General features: G+C 68.3%; 13 protein-coding genes and 2 pseudogenes. 11 read left to right on the top strand and 4 right to left on the bottom strand.

Going from position 1 to position 24609, the window contains the following annotated elements; all coding sequences use genetic code 11:
• The first annotated feature begins 13 nt into the window (after positions 1-13).
• Positions 14-5179: a class I SAM-dependent DNA methyltransferase gene (locus ACFVS9_RS14295; RefSeq protein ID WP_389932102.1), complete on the top strand. Its 5166-nt coding sequence runs from the start codon at positions 14-16 to the stop codon at positions 5177-5179.
• A 50-nt stretch (positions 5180-5229) separates the two neighbouring features.
• On the opposite strand, the gene ACFVS9_RS14300 is transcribed toward ACFVS9_RS14295, so the two are convergent.
• Both ACFVS9_RS14300 and ACFVS9_RS14305 read right to left on the bottom strand, forming a co-directional pair.
• Positions 5230-5433, bottom strand: a complete 204-nt coding sequence (locus ACFVS9_RS14300) for a DUF397 domain-containing protein (RefSeq protein WP_389932104.1) — start codon at positions 5431-5433, stop codon at positions 5230-5232.
• Positions 5424-6287, bottom strand: a complete 864-nt coding sequence (locus ACFVS9_RS14305) for a helix-turn-helix domain-containing protein (protein WP_389932371.1) — start codon at positions 6285-6287, stop codon at positions 5424-5426. The genes ACFVS9_RS14300 and ACFVS9_RS14305 overlap by 10 nt, the downstream gene beginning before the upstream one ends.
• Positions 6288-6436: 149 nt before the next feature.
• Between ACFVS9_RS14305 and ACFVS9_RS14310 the strand changes: the two genes are divergently transcribed.
• The 5 genes and pseudogenes from ACFVS9_RS14310 to ACFVS9_RS14330 all read left to right on the top strand — a co-directional run bounded on the left by ACFVS9_RS14310 (position 6437) and on the right by ACFVS9_RS14330 (position 11256).
• Positions 6437-6877 (top strand): ATP-binding protein, encoded by a 441-nt coding sequence (locus tag ACFVS9_RS14310; protein WP_389932106.1) that lies wholly within the window; start codon positions 6437-6439, stop codon positions 6875-6877.
• Between the two features lie 102 nt (positions 6878-6979).
• The gene (locus ACFVS9_RS14315; RefSeq protein WP_389932108.1) at positions 6980-7399 is read left to right on the top strand and encodes a hypothetical protein; all 420 of its coding nucleotides are present in this window, start codon (positions 6980-6982) and stop codon (positions 7397-7399) included.
• A 20-nt stretch (positions 7400-7419) separates the two neighbouring features.
• A pseudogene (locus ACFVS9_RS14320) lies at positions 7420-8052 on the top strand (caspase domain-containing protein); the annotation flags it as partial.
• A 190-nt stretch (positions 8053-8242) separates the two neighbouring features.
• The gene (locus ACFVS9_RS14325; RefSeq protein WP_389932110.1) at positions 8243-10756 is read left to right on the top strand and encodes a DEAD/DEAH box helicase; all 2514 of its coding nucleotides are present in this window, start codon (positions 8243-8245) and stop codon (positions 10754-10756) included.
• Entirely contained in the window at positions 10732-11256 is a 525-nt protein-coding gene (locus tag ACFVS9_RS14330; protein WP_389932112.1) for a hypothetical protein, read from the top strand. The genes ACFVS9_RS14325 and ACFVS9_RS14330 overlap by 25 nt, the downstream gene beginning before the upstream one ends.
• An 18-nt stretch (positions 11257-11274) precedes the next feature.
• Here the strand turns inward: ACFVS9_RS14330 and ACFVS9_RS14335 are convergent, their stop codons facing one another.
• Positions 11275-12321, bottom strand: coding sequence for a beta family protein (locus ACFVS9_RS14335; protein WP_389932114.1), 1047 nt, complete (start codon positions 12319-12321; stop codon positions 11275-11277).
• Between the two features lie 257 nt (positions 12322-12578).
• Here ACFVS9_RS14335 and ACFVS9_RS14340 point away from each other — a divergent pair, with 257 nt between their 5' ends.
• The 4 genes from ACFVS9_RS14340 (at position 12579) to ACFVS9_RS14355 (ending at position 23733) form a co-directional block, all read left to right on the top strand.
• A complete protein-coding gene (locus tag ACFVS9_RS14340; RefSeq protein WP_389932373.1) occupies positions 12579-13847 on the top strand; it encodes an AAA family ATPase in 1269 nt (422 codons plus the stop codon).
• The gene (locus tag ACFVS9_RS14345) at positions 13844-14470 is read left to right on the top strand and encodes a hypothetical protein (protein WP_389932116.1); all 627 of its coding nucleotides are present in this window, start codon (positions 13844-13846) and stop codon (positions 14468-14470) included. The genes ACFVS9_RS14340 and ACFVS9_RS14345 overlap by 4 nt, the downstream gene beginning before the upstream one ends.
• A 102-nt stretch (positions 14471-14572) precedes the next feature.
• Complete coding sequence (locus tag ACFVS9_RS14350; protein ID WP_389932118.1) at positions 14573-21493, top strand: DEAD/DEAH box helicase; 6921 nt, start codon at positions 14573-14575, stop codon at positions 21491-21493.
• Complete coding sequence (locus tag ACFVS9_RS14355) at positions 21490-23733, top strand: UvrD-helicase domain-containing protein (RefSeq protein ID WP_389932120.1); 2244 nt, start codon at positions 21490-21492, stop codon at positions 23731-23733. The genes ACFVS9_RS14350 and ACFVS9_RS14355 overlap by 4 nt, the downstream gene beginning before the upstream one ends.
• Before the next feature lie 42 nt (positions 23734-23775).
• Here ACFVS9_RS14355 and ACFVS9_RS14360 read toward each other — a convergent pair whose 3' ends face one another.
• On the bottom strand, positions 23776-24135 hold the full coding sequence (locus ACFVS9_RS14360) for a hypothetical protein (protein WP_389932122.1): 360 nt from the start codon (positions 24133-24135) through the stop codon (positions 23776-23778).
• A 62-nt stretch (positions 24136-24197) separates the two neighbouring features.
• Here ACFVS9_RS14360 and ACFVS9_RS14365 point away from each other — a divergent pair.
• Positions 24198-24317: pseudogene (locus tag ACFVS9_RS14365) on the top strand (IS5/IS1182 family transposase); the annotation flags it as partial.
• Between the last annotated feature and the right edge of the window lie 292 nt (positions 24318-24609).

A 24609-nucleotide genomic window follows, 5' to 3' on the forward strand; every position in this document is an offset into this window, starting at 1 on the left:
GAAGAGCCCTGTCATGACGTACGACTCCCTGGTCAACCGCGGCGACTACTTCTCGGCCCACTACCTCGCCGAGGTGCTGCACAAGGACCTGAAGACGGGCCTGCTCCAGACGTGGAAGGAGCGGGAGGAGGCCGCCAGGCCGCCGGCCGGTGCGGGCGAGGCGGGCGAGACCGCCTCCACCGACAACACCACGCACGAGGACGCCGATACGGCCCTGCCCGTCACCCCGCGGGCCGGGCTTCGGGCACTGCGCCGCGACTACTTCCGAGCCCGGTCGTTCTTCGCCCTCCCGGAGGACGCCGAGGGCACCCCCTCCACGCCCGACACCGAGGACGACTCGGTGACGTACGACGCCCCCGCCTGGCGGGAGCGGGTGCAGGCTCTCAACACCGACGTCTTGCGTGCACTGGGCTACGACGCGAAGGCGGGCACGCGCACCGTGGAGCGGGCCGGCCAGAGCTACGAGGTCACGGTCGCCCACGCCGAGAAGGGCCTCGTCGCGGTCGACTGCGGCTGGGCCGCCGAACCGGACGCGGCCCTGGACCCCGACGGCCCCGGCCGTCTGCTCGGCCCCGTCTCCCTCGTCGGTTCGAGCAGCCTGTCAACCGGCTCCAAGCTGGCCTCCTTCCTGTTCGCCTGCGACGACGCCCCGCGTTATGTCCTGCTGCTCGTCGGCGGCGTCGTCGTCCTCGCCGACCGCATGGCCTGGGGTGAGGGCCGCTACCTCGCGGTCTCCCTCGACACTGCGCTCCAGCGCAACGACACCAGGGCGGGCGGCGAACTCGACACCATCGCCGCGCTGTTCGGCGCCGACTCGCTCCGCACCCCCGAAGAGGGCGGCGAGAACCCCCTCGCCGAACTCGTCGGCAAGTCCACCAAGCACGCGGTGGGCGTCTCAGGCGAGCTGCGCGACGGGCTGCGGCTGAGCGTCGAACTGATCGCGAACGAGGTCCTGGAGCGCCTGCGCGAACAGGGTGTCAGCGCGCAGGACATCGGCGAACTTCCCGATCTCGGGCGCCAGTTGACGCGCGAGTCGCTGCGTTACCTGTACCGCATCCTGTTCCTGCTGTACGCCGAGGCCCGCCCCGAGCTCGGCATTCTGCCGTCCGACTACCCTGAGTACCAGCTGGGCTACGGCCTCGGGCGGCTCGGTGAGCTCGTGGCCGAACGAGACCTCGTCGACGAGAAGTCCCGCCGGGGCTTCTACCTGTACGAGTCCCTGGACCTGCTGTTCCGCAAGGTCCAGGACGGCTACCGGCCGCGACGTACGCACGGGGAGGCGACCGACCCGGCGGAGACCGCCGACGCCGTCGGGTCGAAGACCAGCGAGGACCTCGGGCTGCGCTTCGAGCCCCTGCACTCCACGCTCTTCGAGCGGGACTCGATCCGGCTCATCGGCGCGGACACCGTCACCGACCCGCGCCACGACGCCGACGAGGCCCTCGCCCGGGGCGAGTCGGTCCGCTACCTCGACACCCGGCTCCGCAACGCCACCCTGTACGAGGTCCTGCACAAGCTCATGCTCACCAAGGGCAAGAAGGGCGAGCGGGGCGGCTTCATCTCGTACGCCCAGCTGGGCATCAACCAGCTTGGCGCCGTGTACGAGGGCCTGATGTCCTACTCCGGCTTCATCGCGGGCGAGGAGCTGTACGAGGTCGCCAAGGGCGGCGACCCGAAGGACGGCTCCTGGCTCGTGCCCAAGTCGAAAGCCGACGAGTACCCGGACGCGGTCTTCGTCCGGCGTCCGGACCGGGACACGGGCGAGGAACTGCGGGTCCGGTACGCCCCCGGCTCGTTCGTCTACCGGCTCTCCGGCCGCGACCGCCAGACCTCGGCCTCGTACTACACCCCCGAATCGCTGACCAAGGTCACGGTGCAGCTAGCCCTCCAGCACCGCCTGGACCAGGACGACACGGTGACCGAGGCACGCGAGCTCCTCGACTGGAAGATCTGCGAGCCCGCCCTCGGCTCGGGCGCGTTCCTCAACGAGGCGATCAACCAGGTTGCCGCCGAGTACCTGCGCCGACGCCAGAAGGAGCTCGGCCGCTCCATCGACACCGAGCAGTACGCCTTCGAGCTCCAGAAGGTCAAGGCGTACATCGCCCTGCACAACTCGTACGGCGTGGACCTCAACGAGACGGCCGTGGAGCTGGCCGAGGTGTCGTTGTGGCTCAACACCATGCATCCCGGCATGGAAGCCCCCTGGTTCGGCCTCCACCTACGACGCGGCAACTCGCTGATCGGCGGCCGGCGTGAGGTGTACGGCCCCGAGCGCCTGAAGAAGGGCGGCTGGCTGGGGACAACGCCGGAGCGGTACCCGCTGGCGGACGCGCAGGCGGGTGTGCCGCTGCCGGAGGGCGCGGTGCACCACTTCCTCCTTCCGGCAAAGGAGTGGGGTGCGGTCGCCTCCGAGAAGGAGGCGAAGGCGCTCGCGCCGGAGGCGGCGAAGGCGCTGGGTGCGTGGCGAAAGGCGGTCGCCAAGTCCCCGACGGCGAAGCAGACGGCGCGGTTGCAGGGCCTTGCTCGGCGAGCCGAGTACTTGTGGGACCTGGTGGTGCAGCGGCTGACGATCTCCGAGCGGGAGATCTCGCGGCGGGTTGACGTGTGGGAGGCGGAGGCGGGTTGGCTGCGCTCTCCGAAGGAAGCAGTGCCTCGGGAGAAGGTGCTGGCCGACCTGACGGCGGTGGACACCCCGTACTGGCGGCTGAAGAAGCTCATGGACGCGTGGTGCGCGCTGTGGTTCTGGCCGGTGCAGGAGGTCGGACTGCTGGACGGTTCGGACGGGCGGTACGAGCGGGCGGAGGCCGCGCTCGCGCAGGACGGGGCTGGAGTGGGGGCGGCGGCGTCGGACGTCATCCGCACGTACGAGGAGGTCGACCTCCTCGGCAACGTCACCGTGAAGGAGGTCAAGCGCGGCGACATCGACAAGCGGCGGACGGGTAAGCGGCAGGGCGAGCAGGCCTTCGCGGGCCAGCGCCGCGAGGTCATCCCGCTGGCGGAGCTGGACGACTGGCTGGACTTCGCCGAGGCGCTGCTCGGCACGCACGACGTGCCGGCGGAGTCGCTGGTTTCGTCTTTCGACTCGCTCGGCGCGCTGGAGCAGTACGAGGACGAGCTGCCGGACTGGATGGGCATGGACCGGTCCTACTGGTTGGAGAGCCGGTTCCCATGGGTGGGCGTCGCGAGCGATATGGCGGGGCAGCAGGGGTTCTTCCACTGGGAGTTGGAGTTCGCCCAGGTGTTTGGGAGGCGGGGTGGGTTTGATCTGCAGGTGGGGAATCCGCCGTGGGTTCGGCCGCGATGGTGGGAGAACTCGATTCTGGCGGAGTTGGATCCTTGGTTCATGCTGTCGGAAAGGCCGACAGTAACCGAACTGGCAACCAGAAAAGAGGACTCACTCACCACACCCAAGCAGCGCGAATATTACCTGGACGAGTTCTCATCGAACATTGGCATGATCGAGTTTCTAGGGAACTCGTCAACTTACCCCCTTCTCGCGTCTACACAGCCGGACCTTTACCGAGCCTTCATGATTAAAGTATGGCTCAATTCTAGCCCTCGTGGAACATCGGGCATGATTCACCCCGATACACACTTCGGTGGATCCAAGGAAGGCGACCTGCGAAGCTCCACATATCGGCGCCTGAGGATCCACGCACACTTCATGAACGCCCTCCACGTATTTTCGGAAATCCGTGACACTACCGCCTTCGGACTCCACATTTATGGACCAGAAGGCCGAGTTGACTTCACGCACATCAGCTGGCTCTTCTCGCCCGAGGTGCTGACCGAATCCCTGGCGCATGACGGAACTGGCCCCATTCCAGGAATCAAGCACAACAGAGAGTGGGACATCCGCCCCCACCGAGCTCGCCTGATCCACGTGAACAAGAACCGACTCAGCGAGTGGAACCGCGTGTCCGGCTCAGACGACCTCCCAGATCTCCAAGCTCTTCTCTTTTACCCGGTAACAGACCAGGAACAGGAGGCCGTTTCTACACTGTCAAATGTCACGCAGAGGGTCTCCAAGTACACACCTTTTACTGCGCGTGGGTTCGATGAGAATCGCGACAGGAAGAAGGGGCTGTTCCACTGGGAGACGACTGAAACAAGATCACTCTCCGAAGTAATCATCCAAGGGCCCCACATCGGACTCGCCCACCCATTCAGCAAGCAGCCGAAAATCCCCTGCAAGAGCAATAACGATTGGATTCCCTCCAACCCCGTAACCCTCCCATCAAGATCGCAACCTCGCACCAACTACATCCCATCCGCCGAAACGGACGAGGGTGGATCCAGCGATACTTGGAACGGGCGCAAGTACACAGAATACTTTCGACTGGCATGGCGCAGGATGATCGCCTTCAACACTGAGCGCAGCTTCTTCTCCGCTCTAATCCCACCCGGCCCTGCACACGTACATACCGTCCAGTCAGCCGCCTTTGAGACCAACCATCTGACGGTGTTGAACTCTGGCTTCTGGGCTGCACTCCCGTTGGATTATCTGCTCCGGATCACAGGTCGAGGAGACCTCACACCGTCGGGCGTAAGGCAACTTCCCGCTCCGAATGAGAGCCACCCTCTGTCCCCTGCACTGCTCTTGCGTACCCTTCGACTCAACGCCCTCACGTCCCATTACGCACCGCTCTGGGAGGAGCTTTTTTGTCGCCGCTGGGAGAATTCCGAGGAATGGGCCAACCCGCACTGGCCCAATCTCAAACCCCTTGCTGAGAACCTCACATCAGCCTGGACATACGACACGCCGCTGCGCACCGAGTTCGAACGCCGAGCTGCACTGGTCGAGTTGGACGCCCTCGTTGCAGTATGGCTTGGTATCACAGCCGATCAACTCGTTGCGATCTACACCTCGCGCTACCCCGTACTCCATGACTACGAGGCTGTCACCTACTTCGACATCAACGGTCGCAAGATCGCCGGAAGCCACAACACCTACGGCTACGGCCAGACCAAGCAGGACTACCTCGACTTGCTGGCCCACCTGGATGAGCCACAGGTAACGCCGCCCCCTGCTGGCTACACCGCGCCCTTCTACAAGGCTGACCGTGAAGCCGAGATGCGGGCAGCGCACGCACACTTCCAAACGCGCCTGGATGCAGAGATCGCCGCCGGCCGGTGGACGCCCCCTCAGCGCAAGGCGGCTGGGGAGAACGCGGCGTGACACGTGGCTGCCCCGGACCCTCCGAGGTCCGGGGCAGCCACATTGCGGTTCTACCGGCTCGCGAAACCGACGAAGGCGGTCCAGGCAGATGCGTCGACCACGAGCCCAGGGCGGCTCGTGTCCTTGGAGTCGCGGACGTGGATGCTGCCTGGGCATTCAGCCATCTCAACGCAGTCCCCGCCGTCCCCAGCACTGTAGCTGCTCTTGAACCAGGCAAGCGCATCGTCCTCATGCCTGGGCTTCTTCACGTCCATCGATCTCCCAGCAACTTCTCGATCAGGGCCTGCGACTCCCGCGGCGAGAGAGCCTGAGCACGCAGGCTGCCATACGTAGCCTCCAGCTCGCGGACCCGACCCCGTTCGGTGTGCAGACGGCTGTCGCTCTGAACCTCCGTGTAAGCAATCCTCCGTCCATCCCTCAGCTCCATCAAGGTGAACGGACCGGCCAGTCCAGCGTGTTCCTCACGATCGAGCGGCATCACCTGTACATCGACATTGCGCTCCTGGCTGATCAGCAGGATCTGTTCGAACTGGCCTTGCCAAAAATCCCGTCCTCCAAGGCGCTTGTGGAGTGCAGCCTCCTCAATCACGAAGCTCATGTGGGGTTGCGGGCGCCTGGTAAAGATCGCCTGACGGGCCAATCGGGCTGCGATCCGCTGTTCGATGACCTCCTCGTCCAACAGAGGCCGCCACATCTTAAACACGGCGCGAGCGTAGTCCTCCGTTTGCATCAGGCCCTTCACCAGATGAGTGTCGTAGGCATGGAGTTCAACCGCCTCCGCCTCCAACTTGGCCGCGTCCCGGAAGAACGCCGGATACTGCGCCCGCGCCACCTCCTCCTTCATCTCCTTCAGGACCTCGCCCGCGTCCAGCAGTTCGTCCGCCTGGTCGATGAAGCGAGGCGGCGGTACCCGCCTTCCCTGCTCGTACGCCGCGATCGTCGAGACGGAGTACCCCAGCCTCGCCCCGAACTCCGACCGTTCCAGCCCCGCTCGTACCCGGAACCGTTTCAGCTGCCGGTCGAAGACGCGCAGCATGCCTGAGCCCGGGTCAGGGTCCCGCGCAGGGGCGCCCGGGTCGTCGTCCAGTCGCTGGGTGGGTTCGTTCATGCCCGGCATCACCTCCACCGGCCAACGCCGCTCCGCGTCGAGGGTCACGCTCCGCGCCGCTTACACGCAACGACACGTCACCTACCGCTACCGCCCGTAAGCGCGCCGTGTGTTACTGAGCGTAGGCGGCCCGCGAAAGCCTGTGCCCCATGAACAACGAAACTTCCCCCGCACCAGCGGCCCTTGAGTTCTCGATGCGCTTCACGTCCTCGCCGCGCGGCGCCCGCCTCGCCCGTCGCCTGGCCTCCCACCGGCTCGACACCTGGGGCCACCCTTACGCCTCCATCACCAACGAGACCCTGACGCTGATCGCCGCCGAGCTCGCGGGCAACGCCGTGCGCCACGGTCACGTATCCGGCCGGGACTTCCACCTCCGGCTCACCGGCTCGGCCGACACCCTGCGTATCGAGGTCACCGACACCCGTACAGAACGCGTACCGCTGCTCTCGTCCCACGAGCCGCCCGGTGATGCCGAGTCGGGGCGCGGGCTGTTCGTCGTGGCACGGCTGGCGAGCCGATGGGCGGTCGCGCCGCACGTCGGCGCTCCCGGGAAGACCGTCTGGGCGGAGCTGTGCGTTTCACGCCAATGACCAGCAGATTTTCGGAAACCAGCCGCCGGTCTGTCCGTGCCTGCCGCTAGCGTCGTCCATCCGTGTGCGCATCGCACGGGGGACCCAAGGGGGACAGCGAACGTGAGCACCACCCACACCGACCCGGCCGGCGGCTACCGCATCTCCATCGTCGACGAGGACCCGCTGCGTGCCCGGCGCGAGGCGCGCGATCTGCTCGCCGTCCTCGCCGACGCCGATCCGCAGGCCGCGCTCGATACTCCGGGCAGCCCTGCCGCCGCCGACGAGACCGACAAGGGCGGTCCCGTCACCGACCTCATCGGGCTGGTGTTCAGCGGCGGCTCCTTCCTCGCCGCCGGGATTCAGGTCTGGCTGGCCCGCGTGCCGCAGCGGACCATCGTCGTCACGCGGCCCGACGGCGCGTCGCTCACCATCACCGGCAAGCAGGCCCGCGCGGACGACGCGCAGATCGAGCGGTTCCTCAGCGGCAACGCGGGCACAGCCGACGGCGACGGCGACCAGCACGGGCCGGGCGCGGCGTGAGTGACATCGACCGGTACGCCATGCTCATCGGCGTATCCACGTACGACAGCGAGCGCTACCACGATCTGCCGCCGGTCCGGGCGGACCTGCACTACATGCAGGCAGTGCTGGAGAGCACCGAGATCGGCATGTACAACGAGTGCGCGATGGTCGCCGAGCCGACCCGCGCCGAGATGCTGCACGCGATCGAGGAGTTCCTGGAGGAGCGTCAGGCCAGCGAGACGGCGCTGCTCTATTTCAGCGGGCACGGGCAGTTCTGCGACGCCGACGGGCAACTGTACTTCCTTACGCGGGACGCCGACCCGGACGACCTGCCGGGCACCGCCGTACCCGCCGAGTTCCTGGAGCGGATGCTCCAGTCCTGCCGGGCCTCCTCGAAGGTCGTGCTGCTCGACTGCTGCTCCAGCGGCTCTGTCGTCCAGGGCTGGACGGCCAAGGGGGCGTCCGATGCTGGCGAACGGCCTACGCCCAGTACTCTCCACCGGCCGACCGGCGTGTACTTCATCACCGCCTCGGACGCCCTCCAGGCCGCCTCGGCCATGGCACCGGCCGGATCCTCGCTCGGTACCTCCCGGTTCACCGGTGAGATCGTCGAGGGACTGCGCAGCGGGCGGATCAAGGACAGCGGCTGGATCACGCCGGACGACCTCTTCGAGTACCTGACCTCGCAGATGGTCCGGAAGGGCGTGCCCCAGGAACAGCGGCCCACCAAGTCCACCATCCGCGCGACACACACCCTCCCCCTCGCGCGCTCGGTGGCCCGATCGGTTCACCTCTCCAAGCCGCCCCGGGACACCGGCAACAGTCTCCCGGCCTCGTCGGCCCTGTCGAAGGCCCGCAGCCTTGTCGCGCAGGACGCGGGACGGCGTCGACTGGCAGCGCCTCCTGCGCTACTACGTGCACTGCCTGGGGGCGCAGGCCGAGTCGGGGATGCTGCCCGACCGGGACAGCGACCGGGGCTCCGCGTACTTCCTCCTGGGGCAGGGGCCGGAGACGATCCAGTCCGGACTGGGGTCCGGTCTTCCCGCACCCGGTGGTCTGCCCAAGGCGAAGAGCACCGGCGCGAAGGTCGACGAGGCCGGGCTGCAGGAGTACTGGTACGGATACCCGGCCGTCACGCTGCCCGAGCGCGGCGGGAACGGCGGTCGCCGGGCCGCGGTGCGCATCGCGCCGCTGCTGATCCAGCCGATGGAGCTGGCACCCGACGAGAACGGACGGGACCAGCTGCGACCGAGCGGAGTGCCCTCTCTGCACAGCGGCGTGCTCACGGAACTGCTGGAGGACGAGGAGGCAGCCGAGTTGCTCGGCCGCTGGCAGCCGACCTGGCAGGAGGGCAACGCCACCCAGATGGTGAAGGCGGTGCGGGAACTCCTGACGCGGCTCGAACTCCCGGAGCTGGAGCCGCTCGATCTGTCCGCGCTCAGCGAGCGTTCCGTCATGGACTCGCTGCGTCCGGGTGCTCACAACGCCGCCGTCCTCCTCGCGCCCTCGGGGCTGGAGCGAACCGCGACCGAAGGCCTCGTCGAGAATCTGCTCCAGATGTCGACGCGCGCCGCCCAGATCCCCGGCACCGCCTTGGACTCGCTTCTCACCGGTGGTGACGACAGCGAACCGGGTGGGCGCAACGCGCCGGTCGTGGTCTCCCCCGGGCCCTGCAACGAGAGCCAGGCGCAGGTGATCACATCGGCGATGACCCGGCCGCTCACGGTGTCCACCGGGCCGCCGGGGACCGGGAAGAGCGAAGTGGTGGCGGCGATGGTGGCCACCGCGGTGGCCGCCGGACAGTCCGTGCTCGTCGCGTCCACGAACAACGAGGCCGTGAACGTGGTGGCCGAGCGCTGCGACGCGATCTCCCCCGGGCTGCTGATGCGGACGGGTAACTCCGAGGTCCTGGAGGCCGAGGCCGCGAAGCTGGAGCGGCTGCTCGCCCAGCCGGTCGAGGGACCGGCGCGGGGTGCGGCGACGGTGGCGGGCGACCTCAGGAACCGGCATGCCCGAGCCGCCGCGCACGAGGCCGAGGCGGCGCGGCTGATCGGTGAGGAGGCGCGGCTGCTGGAGCTGCTGCGGGAGCGTGCGCGCCGCGCGGACGAGCTCCAGCTGCCGCTGGACCTGCTGGAGCTGGCGTGGTCCGGGAGCGGTACCGCAGCGCTCGCCGACTGGGAGGAACGAGCGCGGAGGACCGCAGTCGCCCGCTGGTACTCCTTCGGTCGATGGCGCAGAGGGCGGGCGCTGTCCGCGTTCGTCGCCTCGGTCGGACAGAGCGGTGAGGGCTCGTGGCCGACCTGGGCCACGGAACGCCCCGCACCGCCCGAGCTGCTGCTCGGCCTCGCGGAGGTCGCGGCGGTGGAAGGCACACTCAGGAGCCTCGTACCGGGACATCTCGCCCTGGATGAGGAGGCGCTGAAGCAGGCACGTCTGGAGAGCCGCGCGGACCTGTCGGAAGTCTCCGGCGAACTGGCCCGGGCCGTGTCCGCCGAGGCGATGGCCCGTGGGCGGTCACTGATGGCCCAGCGGCTCCAGGCCCTGCGCCGACGCTCCGGCTTCTGGAAGAGCCAGCGCAATCTGATGGCGCACCTGAAGGGGTGGGCCATCAGCAGGCACTCGGTGCGCCGGCTCGAACTCACCCCGGAGCTCTTCGACCTCGTCGTGATCGACGAGGCCAGCCAGTGCTCGATCCCGGCGGTGCTGCCGTTGCTGTTCCGGGCGAAGCGGGCGCTGATCATCGGCGACCCGATGCAACTCGGACACATTCCCGGGATCACGGCGCAACAGGAGCGGCAGGCCCGCGTGCGGGCGGGACTGAGCGCGGCGCAGCTGGAGGCTCACCGGCTCACCTACCACGTGTACTCCCTGTACCACGCCGCGGCGCAGCACGGCGAGGGGGCGCTGCTGCTCGACGAGCACTACCGGTGCCATCCCGCGATCGCCGATGTCGTCAACGGTTACTGCTACGCGGGACAGTTGCAGGTCCTCACCGATGTCAGGAAGCAGGTCCAGGCGCTCGATCCGGTCGGGTCGAGCGATCCGGCTCCCGCCCTCGGCTGGGTCGAGGTGCCAGACGGCGCGTCCGCTCTGGGCGCGCGTGGCCGGTCCTGGCGGAATCCGGCGAAGGCCGCACGGGTACGGGAGACGGTGGACGAACTGCTCGCGCGGCTTCCCGAGGATGCGACGGTGGGCGTGGTGACGCCGTTCCGTGCCCAGAAGGAGGCTCTGGCCCGAGTGTGGGCGGACGACGACCGCGTACGGGTCGGTACCGTGCACGCCTTCCAGGGCGGGCAGCGGGACGTCATGGTCCTCAGCCCGGCAACACCCCTCCCCGTACGACGCACTGGGTGGCGAGTCAGGTCAACCTGTTGAATGTCGCCGTCACACGGGCGAAGTCGCAGCTGATCACAGTGGGCAGCCGTGCCTTCTGGCAGGGACAGGCGGGGCTTCCCTCACTCCTCGCGGGGCGGTCAGAACTGCTGGGGGCGGGATCCTCAGCGGACCGGCCTGGCACGGCGTTCGGCGCGAGGCCCCGGAGCGGCTTCCGTGAGGAGCTCACGGACCGGCTCCAGGACTACCTCCGCCGCCGTGGCGTCACCGATCTGGAGCGCGACGCGGTGGTCGGCGGGCACGCTGTCGACCTGCTGTTCGCGGTGGACGGCGCCAACACCGCCGTCCTCATCGACACCGGCCCCGAACACGAGCTGGACCCGGCCCGCCATCTGCGCTTGACGCACGCGTGCGGCGACCTGCTGCCCGGGCTGCCGTCCGGCGAGGCCGGGGCGAAGTCCGGACCGGTGACGCGGACGGTCCGGGTGCCGGCATGGCGGATCCTGGCGGGTGAGTCGACGCTGGAGCCGCTCTTCGCCTGAGGGCGGACCGCGCCCTGGTCAGGGCTGCAGGCTCCGGGCCACGTACGTCATGTGCTGGACGTTGCCCGCCTGCAGCCAGACCGCGGCGTTTCCGGTGCCTCGCGGGCCCTGGCCTCGCGCGCAGTCGCGCAGCCAGGTCTCGCCCGCGCCGGCCGTCGCGCCACGGAAGTCCGGTAGCGCGAGGATCTCCCGGGCCGCGGCCCGGATGGTAGCGGCCCGGTCGGGGCCTCGTGTCGGCACCTTCGCGAGGACGAACGACTCATCGGTGGTGTACCGCAGCGCGCCCCAGGGCGGGCCGCCGTTGCCTGAGGATGGTTCGCGAGTGATGCCACGGGTGGAGTCGACTCCGTAGTCACCGTACGCAAGCCGACGGACGAAGTCGCGGGTGCTGCTGGTCAACTCGCGCCAGACGAGCCAGTCCCAGCGGGGCTCCACGGCCGTTCCGTGTTCCAGGAGGCGGGCCGTCACGTCGGGGAAGCCGCCACCCAGGACGGCGGCCGTCCGCCATGGCATCAATGGCATCAGGGTGTCGAGTGCGCGCAGCGACTCCTTGGCCGCGTCGGGTCGGTCGGCGCGCATGGCGCCCAGGTCGAGCAGGAGGTCTGCCTCGGCTGCCGGATCGACTCGGGCGACCAGATCACGGACCCGGTGAGCGACGGCGTCGTCCCACTCGCCGGGCATCGCGACGCGTATGCCGAGCCCGCTCACCGTGGACCGGGCGTGCTCCAGCGTCGCGGCTTGATGCCCCTCGGAACGCTCGGGGCCGGTCACGGGGCGCAGTGGACTCACTTCGGCGTCCGCAGACAATACATCTGCCAGGACCGACAGTTGCACCTCATCGGCGAACGGGGCATCGACCCAGGCCGGATGGTGACGCTGGACTCGGCTCACCTCGCGTATGTCCTGCCGTACGTCTGTGGCGAGTACATCAGGGTGCAGGCCTGTACGGGGTGGCAGGTTCCACAACGGCACGACGGCCGCCTGTACTGCCGGACTCAGCTGCCGGTACGCCTTTCGAGCATGCGACTTCGCCGGCAGGACGGGAACGTACAGCGGTCTGGACATGGCGGCTCCCCCTCGGATCGGCCCGCGTCCTCTTCGCTCGCGCTTCGCCCTCGTTCTTCCTTGCCCGCTGCTTCAGGATCCGTTGCATCGTCGCTGCACGTAATGACGCCTTTTCAGCCTTCATGGCTGGAACGCTCAAGAACCTGGTGGCTCTGTGACCAGCGAGGTACTGTTCGTGAAGCTCGGCAGCCGAACCCCACGACGTCTGCACGTACATGACCATGCGTCTGCCGTGGCACCGCTTGTCGACCTCGGCCGTGCTGCGCCCGGCTGCTCCACGATTGGGCACGCGCTTGAACCACCGGATTCTCGGACTGACGGTCCGGAACTTCCGCACTCTGACGGACGTGAAACTGCCGCTGGGCCCGCTGACGGTCATGGTCGGTCCCAACGCCGCGGGCAAGTCGAACGTCCTGCACGCCCTCAAGTTCCTGGGTGATGTGGCCCGTAAGGGAATCGAACCGGCAGTGGACACCCGGGGCGGGTTCGATGTACTGGCCTTCCGCGGCGGCGCGAAACCCGCGTCGCGGATATCGATCGGCGTCACGGGGATCTGGTCAGGCTTTGCCTCGCCGGGCGACCCCGATCGATATGAGCTGACCATCAACCGCCCACGGCTGCCGAAGGGGGCACGGGAGCGATACACGACGTATCGGAGCGAACGGCTCTTCCAGCATCCGTCGGCCGACGCACCCACGTCCGTCGAACTGACCCGCGATCAGCTCTCCGTGACGGACGCAGGGAACACCGAACCCCTGGCGTCGGTGTCCTCCTTGGGGCGCATGGTGTCCGCACTGCAGGATCCCTCGCCCCTTCCGGACGGCAGCCCGTCCGCCGAGGCCATCGCCGCGGTCTCCCGGCATCTCCAGCAGATTCGGGTCTTCGATCCGGACGTTCGCGCCGCCCGGCAGCCGTCCCCCATCAGCGGCGAAGGGCGGCACCTGGACGACAACGCCGCCAACCTGGCCGACTTCCTCAAGACTCTCTACGAAATCCGGGATCAGGAACAAGACGGCCGTAGAGTCATCTGGGAGAACCTGCTTAGGGATGTCCGGACGGTGATCCCGAACATCGAGGACATCCACTTGGTGGACGTTCCGGAAAGAGCCGACTACATCTCGGTCGAGCTGGAGGAGACCGGCCTGCGCGGACGGACCCGCCTGAAGGACGCTTCCTTCGGCACCGTGCGCCTCCTCTGCCTTCTGGCTGTCTTCCACGACCCAAACCCACCTCTTCTGACCTGTATCGAAGAAATCGACCACGGCATCCATCCGCATGCCCTGGAACTCCTGGCGGGAAGGCTGCGCGAGGCCAGCCGCAGGGCGCAGTTCCTGGTCACCACTCATTCCCCCGCGTTCGTCGATGAGCTCACCCCGGAGGAGTTCGTCGTCTGCGAGCGTGACCGGGACGGATCCTCCATCATTCCGGCCTATACGACCGACGAAGTGCGTGAGCGCATCGAAGCATCCGAAGGAATGCCCATCGGTGAGCTGTGGTTCGCCAACGCCCTGGGGGGCGGCCTGTGACACCCAAGGCAAAGACCGGTAAGGGAAAGCGCCGGGTCATAGTGGTCGCCGGCGAGGGTGACAACGACAGGCAGGTCCTCCAGCATCTCATCCGGGCCACGCACCCGGGCACGAAGATCTCGAACATCAGGAGAAAACTCGCCCTCACCGAGGCCGACAAGCAACTGAGCCCACGCATGGACGAACTCCGGCGCCTCGCGCAGGCTGCCGCCGTCGGCGCTGAGCTCTCAGGAATCGTCGTGCACGTCGACCTCGACGTCGTGGACGAGGCGCGATACGTGAAAGTTCGGGAGCGCCTCACCTCGGAGCTCAAAAAGAATTTCTCCTGCCCTTTCGCCCTCGCGTTGGCTGCCTTCGAAACCGAGGCATGGCTCATGCAATTCCCTAAGGCTTTCACCATTTTCAACGCCAGCTGGACTCTCAAGGACAAGTACCGTGGGTGTGATCTCGCGAAGGTCGACAAGCCCAAGGAAAGACTCAGAGAACACCCTTGGAAGCCTTCGTACGAAGAGTCTCACGCACCCCTCGTAATGGAGAAGGCATTCGAGAACGGCACCCTGATGGAACCGGACGGGCAAAACCGGTCCTATCAGGAATTCATCCACGAGCTGCGCTCGTGGTAAGGCTGATCACACTCCTCACGCACCGCGGGCGCTGATGCCGACGTCCAGCGCGTATACGGTGGTATCGATCATCAGGGCATCGGCAACGCAAAGGGGACCGTCGTGAAGCCCACCATGGCCGCCGCCCAGTTGCGCGGCAGTCTGACGCAGTACCTCACGACGACGTACGCCCTCGCCGACGAGGACACCCGGCGGGCGCTGGAGCGCTTCCTGGGGCACCCCGAAACGGGGATCTTCCGGGGGCCGTACCTACGGATCAGGACCCCGTTCCACGTGGCCGACGACGGCTGGCAACGTGAGCTGGAGTGGACGGCCAGGTTCCCCGGCTTCGCCCCGTACCGGCATCAGGCCACGGCCTGGGCCCGCCTGTCCACGCTCAACGGTCCCGCCCGGCCGACGCTGGTGACCACAGGGACGGGATCCGGCAAGACGGAGTCGTTCCTCATCCCGGTGCTCGACCACTGCCGCCGGCAGCGGGCCCAAGGGCACCGGGGCATCAAGGCCGTCCTGCTGTACCCGATGAACGCGCTCGCCACCGATCAGGCCGGCCGCATCGGCGACTACCTGGCCCGACCGGAGCTGGCGCAAGTCACGGCCGGTCTCTACATCGGCGACCGACCCGACACGGACTTCCGCAGGGTGATAACGCGACGCGAGGAGATGCGCATCTCGCCGCCGGACGTGCTGATCACGAACTACAAGATGCTCGATCTGCTGCTCCAGCGGGGCGAGGACCGCTCGCTGTGGGAGGGCGCCGACCTCGCGTACGTCGTGCTAGACGAGTTCCACACCTATGACGGAGCGCAGGGCACCGATGTCGCCATGCTGCTGCGGCGGCTCGCCGCCGCGACGGGTGCGTCGCGGCCGGGCAGGCCGCTCGGATCGATCTGTCCGGTGGCGACGTCGGCGACCCTGGGTGAGGGTGCGCCGGGCAAGGAGGCCGGGGGCATCCTCGACGTCGCCTCCAGGGTGTTCGGAATGCCCTTCCCCACCGACGCCGTGGTCGGCGAGGAACGGATGTCGGCCGAGGAGTTCACGGGCGCCGTCGACTACGAGCTCCCTGAGCCCCCGACGCCGCAGGAGGTCATCGAGTTCTCGGGGGGTCCCGGTGTGGAGGCGCAGCCCGACCTGCTCGACCTGGACCGGCTGGCTGAGAAGCTGCTGGGCCGCGCCGGCCTCGATGCCTTCCGTGTCGGGCGCCTGCTGAAGCGCCACGACTTCACCCACGGCGTGCTGTCTCTCCTCGGCGGGGAGCCGCTGGACGAGTGGGGGCTGCGGGACCGGCTGGCCCGCTTCGGGTACGCGTGGGGGCGCACCGCCCGGGAGAATCCGCAGCTCGTCCTTCAGGCGCTGTCCCGGTTCGTCGCACTGCTGTCGGCGGCGCGGGACCCGGAGTCCGACGAACGCAGGCCACGGCCGCTGCTGCACATCGAGGCGCATCTGTGGGTCCGGCCGGTCACCCGCGTCCTGCGCGGCGTGGGGTCGTCCCCGGAGTTCCGTTGGTACGAGGACGACCGCACCGCGGCCCGCCGGGCTGCTCTCCATGCCGCTCCGGTCGCCGACGAGGACGCCGAGGGCTCGTCCGCCGGCTGGCCGTCGGCCTCGGCCCGGCCGCTGCCAGGTGCCGACACCGCAGTCCGGCCCGCCGAGGTGCACTTGCCCGCGGTGTACTGCCGCAACTGCGGCCGCTCCGGCTGGGCGGCGCTGTCCCCCGAGGCGGATCCCCAGCAGCTGGTCATGGCACAGGACCGGATCTGGCGGGCCGCCGTGAGCCGGGACAAGCGGCGCATCCGCTATTTCATCGCCGCCACACAGAGCGAGCGGCAGCAGACACTGGACGCCCTGACCGGCGCGCGGCCGTCGGACGGCAGCGGAGTCGCCCCCTTGTCCGTGGTGGTCCTCGACGGCGGGCAGGCCACGTACCGGCTGCCGACGCCGTCGGACGCGGGCGAGCTGGTCGACGCCTGGTTCGCGCTGGCGGTGCTCGACAAGAAGTCGGCCGACCGGGCAGCCAAGGACGACCGTTGCCCGGCCTGCCACACCGACAACAGCATCCGCTTCCTGGGCACCGCGCAGGCCGCCCTCGCCTCGGCGACCGTCACCCAGCTGTTCACGGGCGGCGACATCGCGCTCGTACCGGAAGAGCGGAAGAGTCTGCTCTTCAACGACTCCACCCAGGATGCGGCGCACCGGGCCGGATACGTGGCGAACGCCTCGTACAAGTTCTCGCTGCGCTCGCTGCTCGCGCACAACCTGGACGAGTCGGGTGCCCCGACCGCCCTCAACGACCTGATCGGGCACGTGCTGGAGTCCGTGGACGACCCGGAGGCCCTGGCCGCCGTGGTACCGCCCGACCTCCACGACGAGCCCGGGGTCGACCGCCTGCTCTCGGGGCGCGGTACCGGCGACGCGCGAACGTGGAAACTGATCGGCGAGCGGCTCGCGTTCGCCACCGTGATGGAGTTCGGGCTGCGGAGCCGCATGGGGCGCACCCTGGAGCTGACGCGGACGGCCGCTGCCGAGGTTGTGGTCTCGGAGCCCGACAGGGTCATGTCCCTCGTCCGCGACATCCATCTGTCCTTGCCGGGCCAACTCCTTGTCACGGGCGGGCTGCCCACGCCCGAACGCTACCTCGCCTATGTGCGCGGCCTTCTGGAGCGCCTGCGACTGCGCGGTGCGGTGCACCACCGCTGGCTCGACACGTGGATGAAGGAAGCCGGCACGAACCGGTACCTCATCTCCGGTCGCAGGCCGGAGGGCATGCCCGCGTTCCCCGAAGGCATCGCCCCTCCCCGCTTCCTACTGGACGGGCAGAAGGACAAGTCCGAGTTCGACGCGATCACCGGACGCCTGGGCTGGTACCAGGATTGGACCCGCCGCTGCCTGGAACTGGACGCGGCCGGTGCCACGGAGTACCTGCGCAAGCTGCTGCCCGCCCTCGCCGATGAGCGAGTGCTCGCCGTGCGCACCACACGTGACAGGCAAACGCGTCTCTACGGCCTACAACCGGGACACATCGAGGCGCGGCTGCTCGACGACTCCGTCGTCAACAAGGCCTTCGTCAGCTGCGAGGACTGCGGCTGGCAGCAGGTGGTGGCACCCGAGCGCCGGACCCGCTGGTACGGGCACCCTTGCCCGCGCTACCGGTGCAAGGGATTGCTGACCGCACCTCAACCAGGTATGCCTCGGACCGGCTCCAGCGCCTCGGGGTTCGGCTCGGCGACCCGCGAGCGGGATTACACCGGCGACTACTACCGTCGGCTCTATCTGACCGGCGGGACGTTCCGCGTGGTCACCGCGGAGCACACAGGCATGCTCAGCAGGCCGGAGCGTGAGCGCGTCGAACGCAGTTTCAAGGCAGGTACGCACTACACCGATCCCAATGTGCTGTCCTGTACGCCCACGCTCGAACTCGGCATCGACATCGGAGAGCTGTCCGCCGTCCTATTGGGCTCCCTGCCCGCCGGTCCCGCCAATTACGTGCAGCGGGCAGGCCGCGCCGGCCGTCGTACGGGCAATGCGCTCGTGGTCGCCTTCGGCGGCCGCAAGGCCCGGGACCTATACTACCTGGACGAGCCGCGCGAGATGATCGCCGGGACGATCCTGCCTCCCGGCTGCTATCTGTCGGCCGTGGAGATCCTGCGCCGTCAGTACACAGCACGGCTGCTGGACCTCGCGGCGATCGGCGAGCTGCGGACCTCCGACGGTGAATCGCTCGCGCCTGTCCCCGGGCTGTCCTCGGCCCTGTTCGGCGCCACGGGCTGGTGCCAGGACCTGGCGGACGCAGCCCAGACCCACGGTGCCGCGCTGGTGGACGAGTTCCTCGGCCTGTTTCCGGCGGGCAGCGACGCGGACGGCTCCGATGGCGGGGGCGTCTCGGCCTACGCGGCGGAGGAGCTGAAGGCGTACGCCACGGGCGGCATCGTCAGAGCGCTGCAGGAAGCGGAAGAGGACTGGACGGGGCGGCGCGAGGAGCTCCGTCGCAGGATCGCGGCGATCGACGAGGCCGCCGAGCACCTGGTCCGTACGGACGCCGTACAGGACCGCGAACGCCGGGAACTGCTCGCCGAACGGCGCAGCACCGGGGATCTGCTGCGGGAACTCAGCCAGTCGAGTGCCCACGGCACCCTCGTGGAACTGGGCCTGCTGCCGAACTACAGCCTCACCGACACCACCACGCAGCTGGAAGCGACGCTGTACTGGACGGAGACCCCGGACGACGAAGAGGCCGCCCCGTCGGCGGGCGCGGCCGCGGACCCGGCCAAGCGGATCTACCGGAGCGAGACCAGGGACTACGAGCGCTCCCGCAAGCTGGCCCTGACTGAACTGGCTCCCGGCAACAGCTTCTACGTCAACGGCTACCGTCACGTGGTGCGCGCGCTCGACGTCGGCACCCCAGACCGCCGGGCCTGGGCGGAGTGGCGGCTCTGCCCCGCATGCGGTTACGCCCGTACGCACCACAACGCCGGGAACGACACCCGTCCGTGCCCCCGTTGTGGAGGACGGGAGATCGCCGACGCGGGTTGCGTGCAGCAGGTACTCCAGCCGAGGCGCGTCGTCTCGCGCGACAAGAGGGACGATGCCCGGGTACGGGACGACCGTGACGAGCGGGACCGTCGGCGCTACGCGGTGCTGACAACGGTCGACATCGATCCGGAGCGGATCACCCCCGGCTCGTGGCGGCACGAAACCGCTGTGTTCGGAGTGGACTTCACGCGTCAGGCGAAGATCCGCACGTTCAACCTGGGGTTGGACCGCGAAGAGGGCAGCAGCACGGTACCGCTTGCCGGCGAGGATGTACGGCTCAATCCCTTCTATGTGTGCACCAGTTGTGGTGGCACTACGGCGGAGGGCCGGCCCGTCGTGGACGTGCAGCAGCACGCGCTGACGGAGTCGGGGGCGGCGAGCACCTCGACCGCCGCCCACCACCTGCTGTGGTGTCCTCGCCGCCGAGTCAATGGAGCTTCCGCGGACGAGCGGCAGGGCAATGGCCAGGACGTACCACTGCTGCTGGCGCACGAGCTGAGCACGGAGGCGGTGCGCGTTCTGCTGCCCGCCTCCGTGGCCCGCGCCAAGGAACGGCTGGCATCGTTCACGGCCGCGCTGTTCGCGGGCATCGCAGCACAGTACGGCGGCGATCCCGACCACATCGACATCGCCGAGGCGACGATGCCCGATCACTCGGGCGTCGACGGCTCCGACTGGCCGCGGCGGTTCCTCGTGGTCTACGACCGCCTGCCAGGAGGCACCGGGTACCTGCACCGGCTCGCCTCCGCCGACGGCTTCCGGGAGGTGCTGCTCAAGGCACGTGACGTCATCGAGAACTGCGGCTGCCGCGAGAAGGGCCTCGACGGCTGCCACCAGTGCCTGCTGCGCCGCGTGCCTGCGGCCGACTACGACAAGGTCAGCCGCAATGAAGTACGGCAGATGCTGGAGGACCTCCTCGGCGAGGACGGTTCCCGCTGGCGGACGTCACCCGTGGCGACGACTCGGCATATCCCGCTTGAGCGGCAGGCCGAGAGCGACCTCGAAATCATGTTCATCGACACGCTCCAGGAGTGGGCGAGGCTGACCGAGTCCAGGGCGGCAGCCGACGCGTACACCACGTCGGCCGGCACGTACGCCCTCGATCTGCGACTGACGGGGGACGATGGGACGACCGTCAGTTGGCGTGTTTCGCAGCAGCGCGCTATGGAGGGCACACGGCCCGACATACTCCTTGAACGCCTCGACGCGCCGAGCCCCCGTCTCGCCGTCTACCTCGACGGTTACGCCTATCACGCGACCCCCTCGCACAACCGGCTGGCCGACGACGCCACGAAGCGGACCGGACTGCGCAGCGAGGGACTACGGGTGTTCCAGCTGACGTACCACGACGTCAAGGAGTGGCGTGAGCGCGTACGGGACACCGGATACGCGAGCGCCGGTCCGGTCGCCCCGGTCTGGGAGCCCTACCCGGCTGAGGCGCAGAACCGGGCACGCGACTACTACAGCCGCATCGGCAGAGGGCTGCCCGGCGAGCTGTCCGACGCCATCTGGGTCAACCCCTCCCGACTGCTGCTCGCGTACCTCCGGTCCCCCGACGCCTCACGCTGGCAACGGCGGGCCGAGGCGGCGGCCGCCGGACTCAGCGGCGCCGCCGGCGCGCGAGGCGCCGCCCTCGGAAACGAAGACCTGGGGTCGGCACTTCGATCGGCGCTGCGAGGTGAGACGGCCACGGGCGCGGCGGGACCGATCCGACTGATGTACGGGCCTGACGCCTCCGGCTGCCGACTCGTCCTGGCCGCGGACGGCAGGCGCACCCCACCCGTGTGGACCGGTCTGACCGTGTTGGACGACAGCGCCGAGGCCATGGCCGACGCAGGGGCCCACCGGCGGCGCTGGCGGGCCTGGCTGTACTGGAGCAATGTGCTGCAGTTCCTGGACCACGGAGGCGGCGACAGCGCCCAGCTCACCACCAGCCTGCTCGACGGCTTCGCCACCGAGGTACTGACCGTGACCGGGGGCGAAGGATGGCTGCCGTCCACCCGGACCGAGATCACCCAGGCGGAGCCCACATTGGTCGGAACCACTGCGTCCGCAGTGGAGGTCGGCGCCGTCCGTGACAGCGCTCCGACAGCCCCTGCCGCAAAGACGGCCGTGTCCACGACAACGGGCCGGGCCCCTGGGTGGGACCCCGTGCTGGAATACCTCGATCCCGACGAGGCAGGCCTCGCAGAGCTGGCCAGGGCCCTGGCCGACGCAGGGGTACCGGCGCCCGAGGACGGCTATGAGCTGGACGAGCGGGGGTGGCAGGCTGAACTAGCCTGGCCCGCAGCGCGCATCGGCGTCGTTCTCGCCGCCCGTGAGGACGGCCTTGAGCCCGATCACGAGGCCGCTGACAGGGACAAGGCGTTCACGGCAGCCGGCTGGGACATCCGTACGGCGACTGCCTGGGACACCACGGAGCTAATTGCCTGGCTGACCGGACGGGGCCAGGACACGAACCACGACAGCACCGACGACGGGGAGCGCACACGATGACCGCCTCGGGCGTGACACTGCGCCTGCTCGACAAGGCCGACAAGGAGATCCTCAAGCTCCCTCGCACGGTCAAGGGCGCCTTCTTCGACTTCCAGCACAAGTTCAAGACCAATCCACATACCACCGGTCTGAAACTCCAGCAGCTCAAGGGAGACAGCAGGCTGTGGTCGGCGCGGGTCAGCGACGACTACCGGGCGCTGCTGATCCGGCTGGCCGACGACGACTGGCTGATCGTCTCCGTCAAGCACCGCAAGGACGTCTACGACCGACTGTCGGCAGGGGTCAACCGGGTCACCGGTGGCATCGAGTACGTCGACCTGGAGGTCGTGGAGGAGAGCATCCTTCGCCGCCTTCCCGCTCCACCCGTCACCCCGACGGCTGCGCCTGAACCGGCCAAGTCACAGGAGCTCTTCCCGGCCTGGTCCGACACCCAACTGTCGGAGCTCGGAGTCGCCGTACCGCTGCTCCCGGTTATCCGGACACTCACCACCGAAGACCAACTGCTCGGCCTGGTCGAGTATGCGCCCCAGCTCACCGGTGAGGTGCTGCTCGCGCTCTTCGACGGCAAGGCGTACGACGACGTCCTCGACCAGGTGACCGCGCCCGTCGCCGCCGCCGAACCGGTCGACCCCGACGACTTCCAGGCCGCGGCGCAGCGCCCGGCCACCGTGGTCACCACCTCCGACGAGGCGCTCCGAGAGGCCCTGGAAGGCGGCGACTTCAGCCGGTGGAAGGTCTTCCTCCACCCCACGCAGGCCAAGCTTGTGGAACGACGCTACTCGGGACCGGCGCGGGTCGGCGGGGGCCCGGGCACGGGCAAGACCATTGTCGCCCTGCACCGGGTGCGTCATCTGGTGCGGCAGTTGCGGCCCGGTCGCGACAAGCCAGTTCTACTGACCACCTACAACAAGAACCTCGCTGCGGACCTGAGATCCCGACTCCTTGAACTGGGCGGCGAGGAGCTGCTGTCCCGCGTCGAGGTCAGCCACGTCGACCAGCTGGCCCTCCGCATCGTGCGCGAGGCCGAGCCGGGCAGCGGCAAGCAGGTGATGGATGACAGCCAGGCCGTACGGGAATGGCGGGCGCTGCTGGACGAACTGGGGGAAGAGGGCTGGGACCCCGAGTTCCTGCACGACGAATGGACACAGGTCATCCTCGGGCAGGCCGTCGCCACGCGCACCGACTACTTCCGTGCGCGGCGGGCCGGACGCGGCCGCAACCTTACCCGCGGTGAGCGTGCCGAGATCTGGCAGCTCGCCGAACGCTTCACCCAGCGCCTGGACCGGCTCGGACGTCAGACCTGGGACCAGGTAGCCGAACGCGCCGCCCGCCTGGAGCTCGGACGCGAGCAGCGCATCCTCTCCATCGCGCGCCAACGGGAGGAGGCCGGCGGTCTCGACAACATCCACCTCCAGGACGGCTCGGGCGGCTGGCTGCGCTATCGGTACCGGCACATCGTGGTGGACGAGGCGCAGGATCTGCGCCCCGCTCACTGGAAGATGCTGCGTGCGATGGTCCCTCGGGAAGCGGACGACCTGTTCCTGGTCGGCGACACCCATCAGCGCATCTACAAGAATCAGGTGACGCTGGGCAGCCTGGGCATCAACATCCGGGGCCGGTCGTCGAAGCTGAGCCTGAGCTACCGCACGACGCGCCAGATCCTCCGCTCCGCGCTCGACGTGCTGGGTGAGACGAACTACGACGACCTCGACGGCAGCAAGGAGACGCTGGCCGGCTACCGGTCCGTGCTCAGCGGACGGCAGCCGTCCGGTCACTCATTCCCCGACTGGGTCACAGAGCGTGAAGGCATCGCAGCCCTCATCAAGGAATGGGACGCCGATCCTGGTCTGAGCATTCCACACGAGCAAATCGCCATCTGTGTGCCGACGAACCAGATGGCCTCAGAGATCGGCTACACGCTCGGGCTACACGGAATCCGGCCCGTAGAGATCCGAGCCGACGGTCCGCATGGAGACGGTGGGGTACATATCGGCACGATGTTCCGGTTCAAGGGGCTCGAGTACCAGCGGATGATCATCGCGGGCATCGCGGACAGGCTGGTTCCGCGCGATGCGGTGAGCCGGTTGCGCACAAGCGATCCGGCGCGGTATCGCCATGAGATGCAGCGCGCTCGATCCCTGTTGTTCGTCGCAGCCACTAGAGCTCGGGACAGCGTGGATGTCTTCTGGCATGGAACCCCCAGTCCGTTCCTCGGCCCCGCGCTGACACAAAAGGAGTAACTGACCGTTTCAGAATCAGGATTTGGTGACCGCCGGAACCAGTTAGCCGTCGAGTCGCTGAAGGACCTGCGCGAACTCCTCGTTCTCAACCAGGCCGACGAGTACTTGGGTCATGTTGCTGATACCAGCATCGCGGACGATGAGACCGTCCGAGACCCAGAAGTAGCGACCTCCCAAGGCTTCCCCGCTTGCCGCCCACCTCTCCATCACAAGCTCGACCTGGGCGAGAGTGATAATGGTCGCGCTCCATCGAGAGCCATCCGGGAGGTCGACGAAGACGTCGACGTTGTCTACGGACTCCACGTCCTCACCGGCATTGGGTACAAACGCGGCCTCGAAATGTTCTGTACGGACTCGATAGAAGGGGCCGTCCCAGGCACCCGGTTGTCTGCTCTGACTCATCAGACGAGCTTGCCGGGTCAATCGGCCCACCTCAACTGGGATCTTCCGCCACGCTGCCGGGCGTGAACAGCGATCTTGTGCCCGATGACCTGTGGACGCGCATCGCTCCGTTGCTTCCGCCCCCTCCACAGCGGCGGCATCGGTATGCAGGCCGGCACCGAACATGCGACCGCATCGCGTTGCCGGTTCTTGCCCTTGGGGCGTTCGAGGAGGTCTTTCATTCCGGCTCGTAGGCCGCCCTTGATGAGGCCGCCGCCCTTGGTGCCGATGAGTTCGGGGACGAGCCGGCCGATGAATTCGGAGGGGTCGCCCTTGGCGGCGTCCCAGGCGTTCTTGAGCGCGCGGTCGGGGTTGGCGGCGGTGGAGGCGAGGCCTGCGAGCGTCATGTTGACGCCCTTGTAGTACTCGGCCGGGTGCGTCAGGTTGTACGGGTCCTGCGGGTTGACCGAGCGGACGAAGCTCACCAGCCCCGCG

The sequence above is a fragment of the Streptomyces sp. NPDC058008 genome, from assembly GCF_042886395.1.
GTDB lineage: Bacteria > Actinomycetota > Actinomycetes > Streptomycetales > Streptomycetaceae > Streptomyces.

Excerpts from the sequence above, each read along its gene's own strand:
- ACFVS9_RS14355 (WP_389932120.1), top strand. The coding sequence starts at position 21,490 with ATGACCGCCTCGGGCGTGACACTGCGCCTGCTCGACAAGGCCGACAAG.
- ACFVS9_RS14305 (WP_389932371.1), bottom strand. The coding sequence starts at position 6,287 with ATGAACGAACCCACCCAGCGACTGGACGACGACCCGGGCGCCCCTGCG.
- ACFVS9_RS14300 (WP_389932104.1), bottom strand. The coding sequence starts at position 5,433 with ATGGACGTGAAGAAGCCCAGGCATGAGGACGATGCGCTTGCCTGGTTC.
- ACFVS9_RS14310 (WP_389932106.1), top strand. The coding sequence starts at position 6,437 with ATGAACAACGAAACTTCCCCCGCACCAGCGGCCCTTGAGTTCTCGATG.
- ACFVS9_RS14335 (WP_389932114.1), bottom strand. The coding sequence starts at position 12,321 with ATGTCCAGACCGCTGTACGTTCCCGTCCTGCCGGCGAAGTCGCATGCT.
- ACFVS9_RS14295 (WP_389932102.1), top strand. The coding sequence starts at position 14 with ATGACGTACGACTCCCTGGTCAACCGCGGCGACTACTTCTCGGCCCAC.
- ACFVS9_RS14360 (WP_389932122.1), bottom strand. The coding sequence starts at position 24,135 with ATGAGTCAGAGCAGACAACCGGGTGCCTGGGACGGCCCCTTCTATCGA.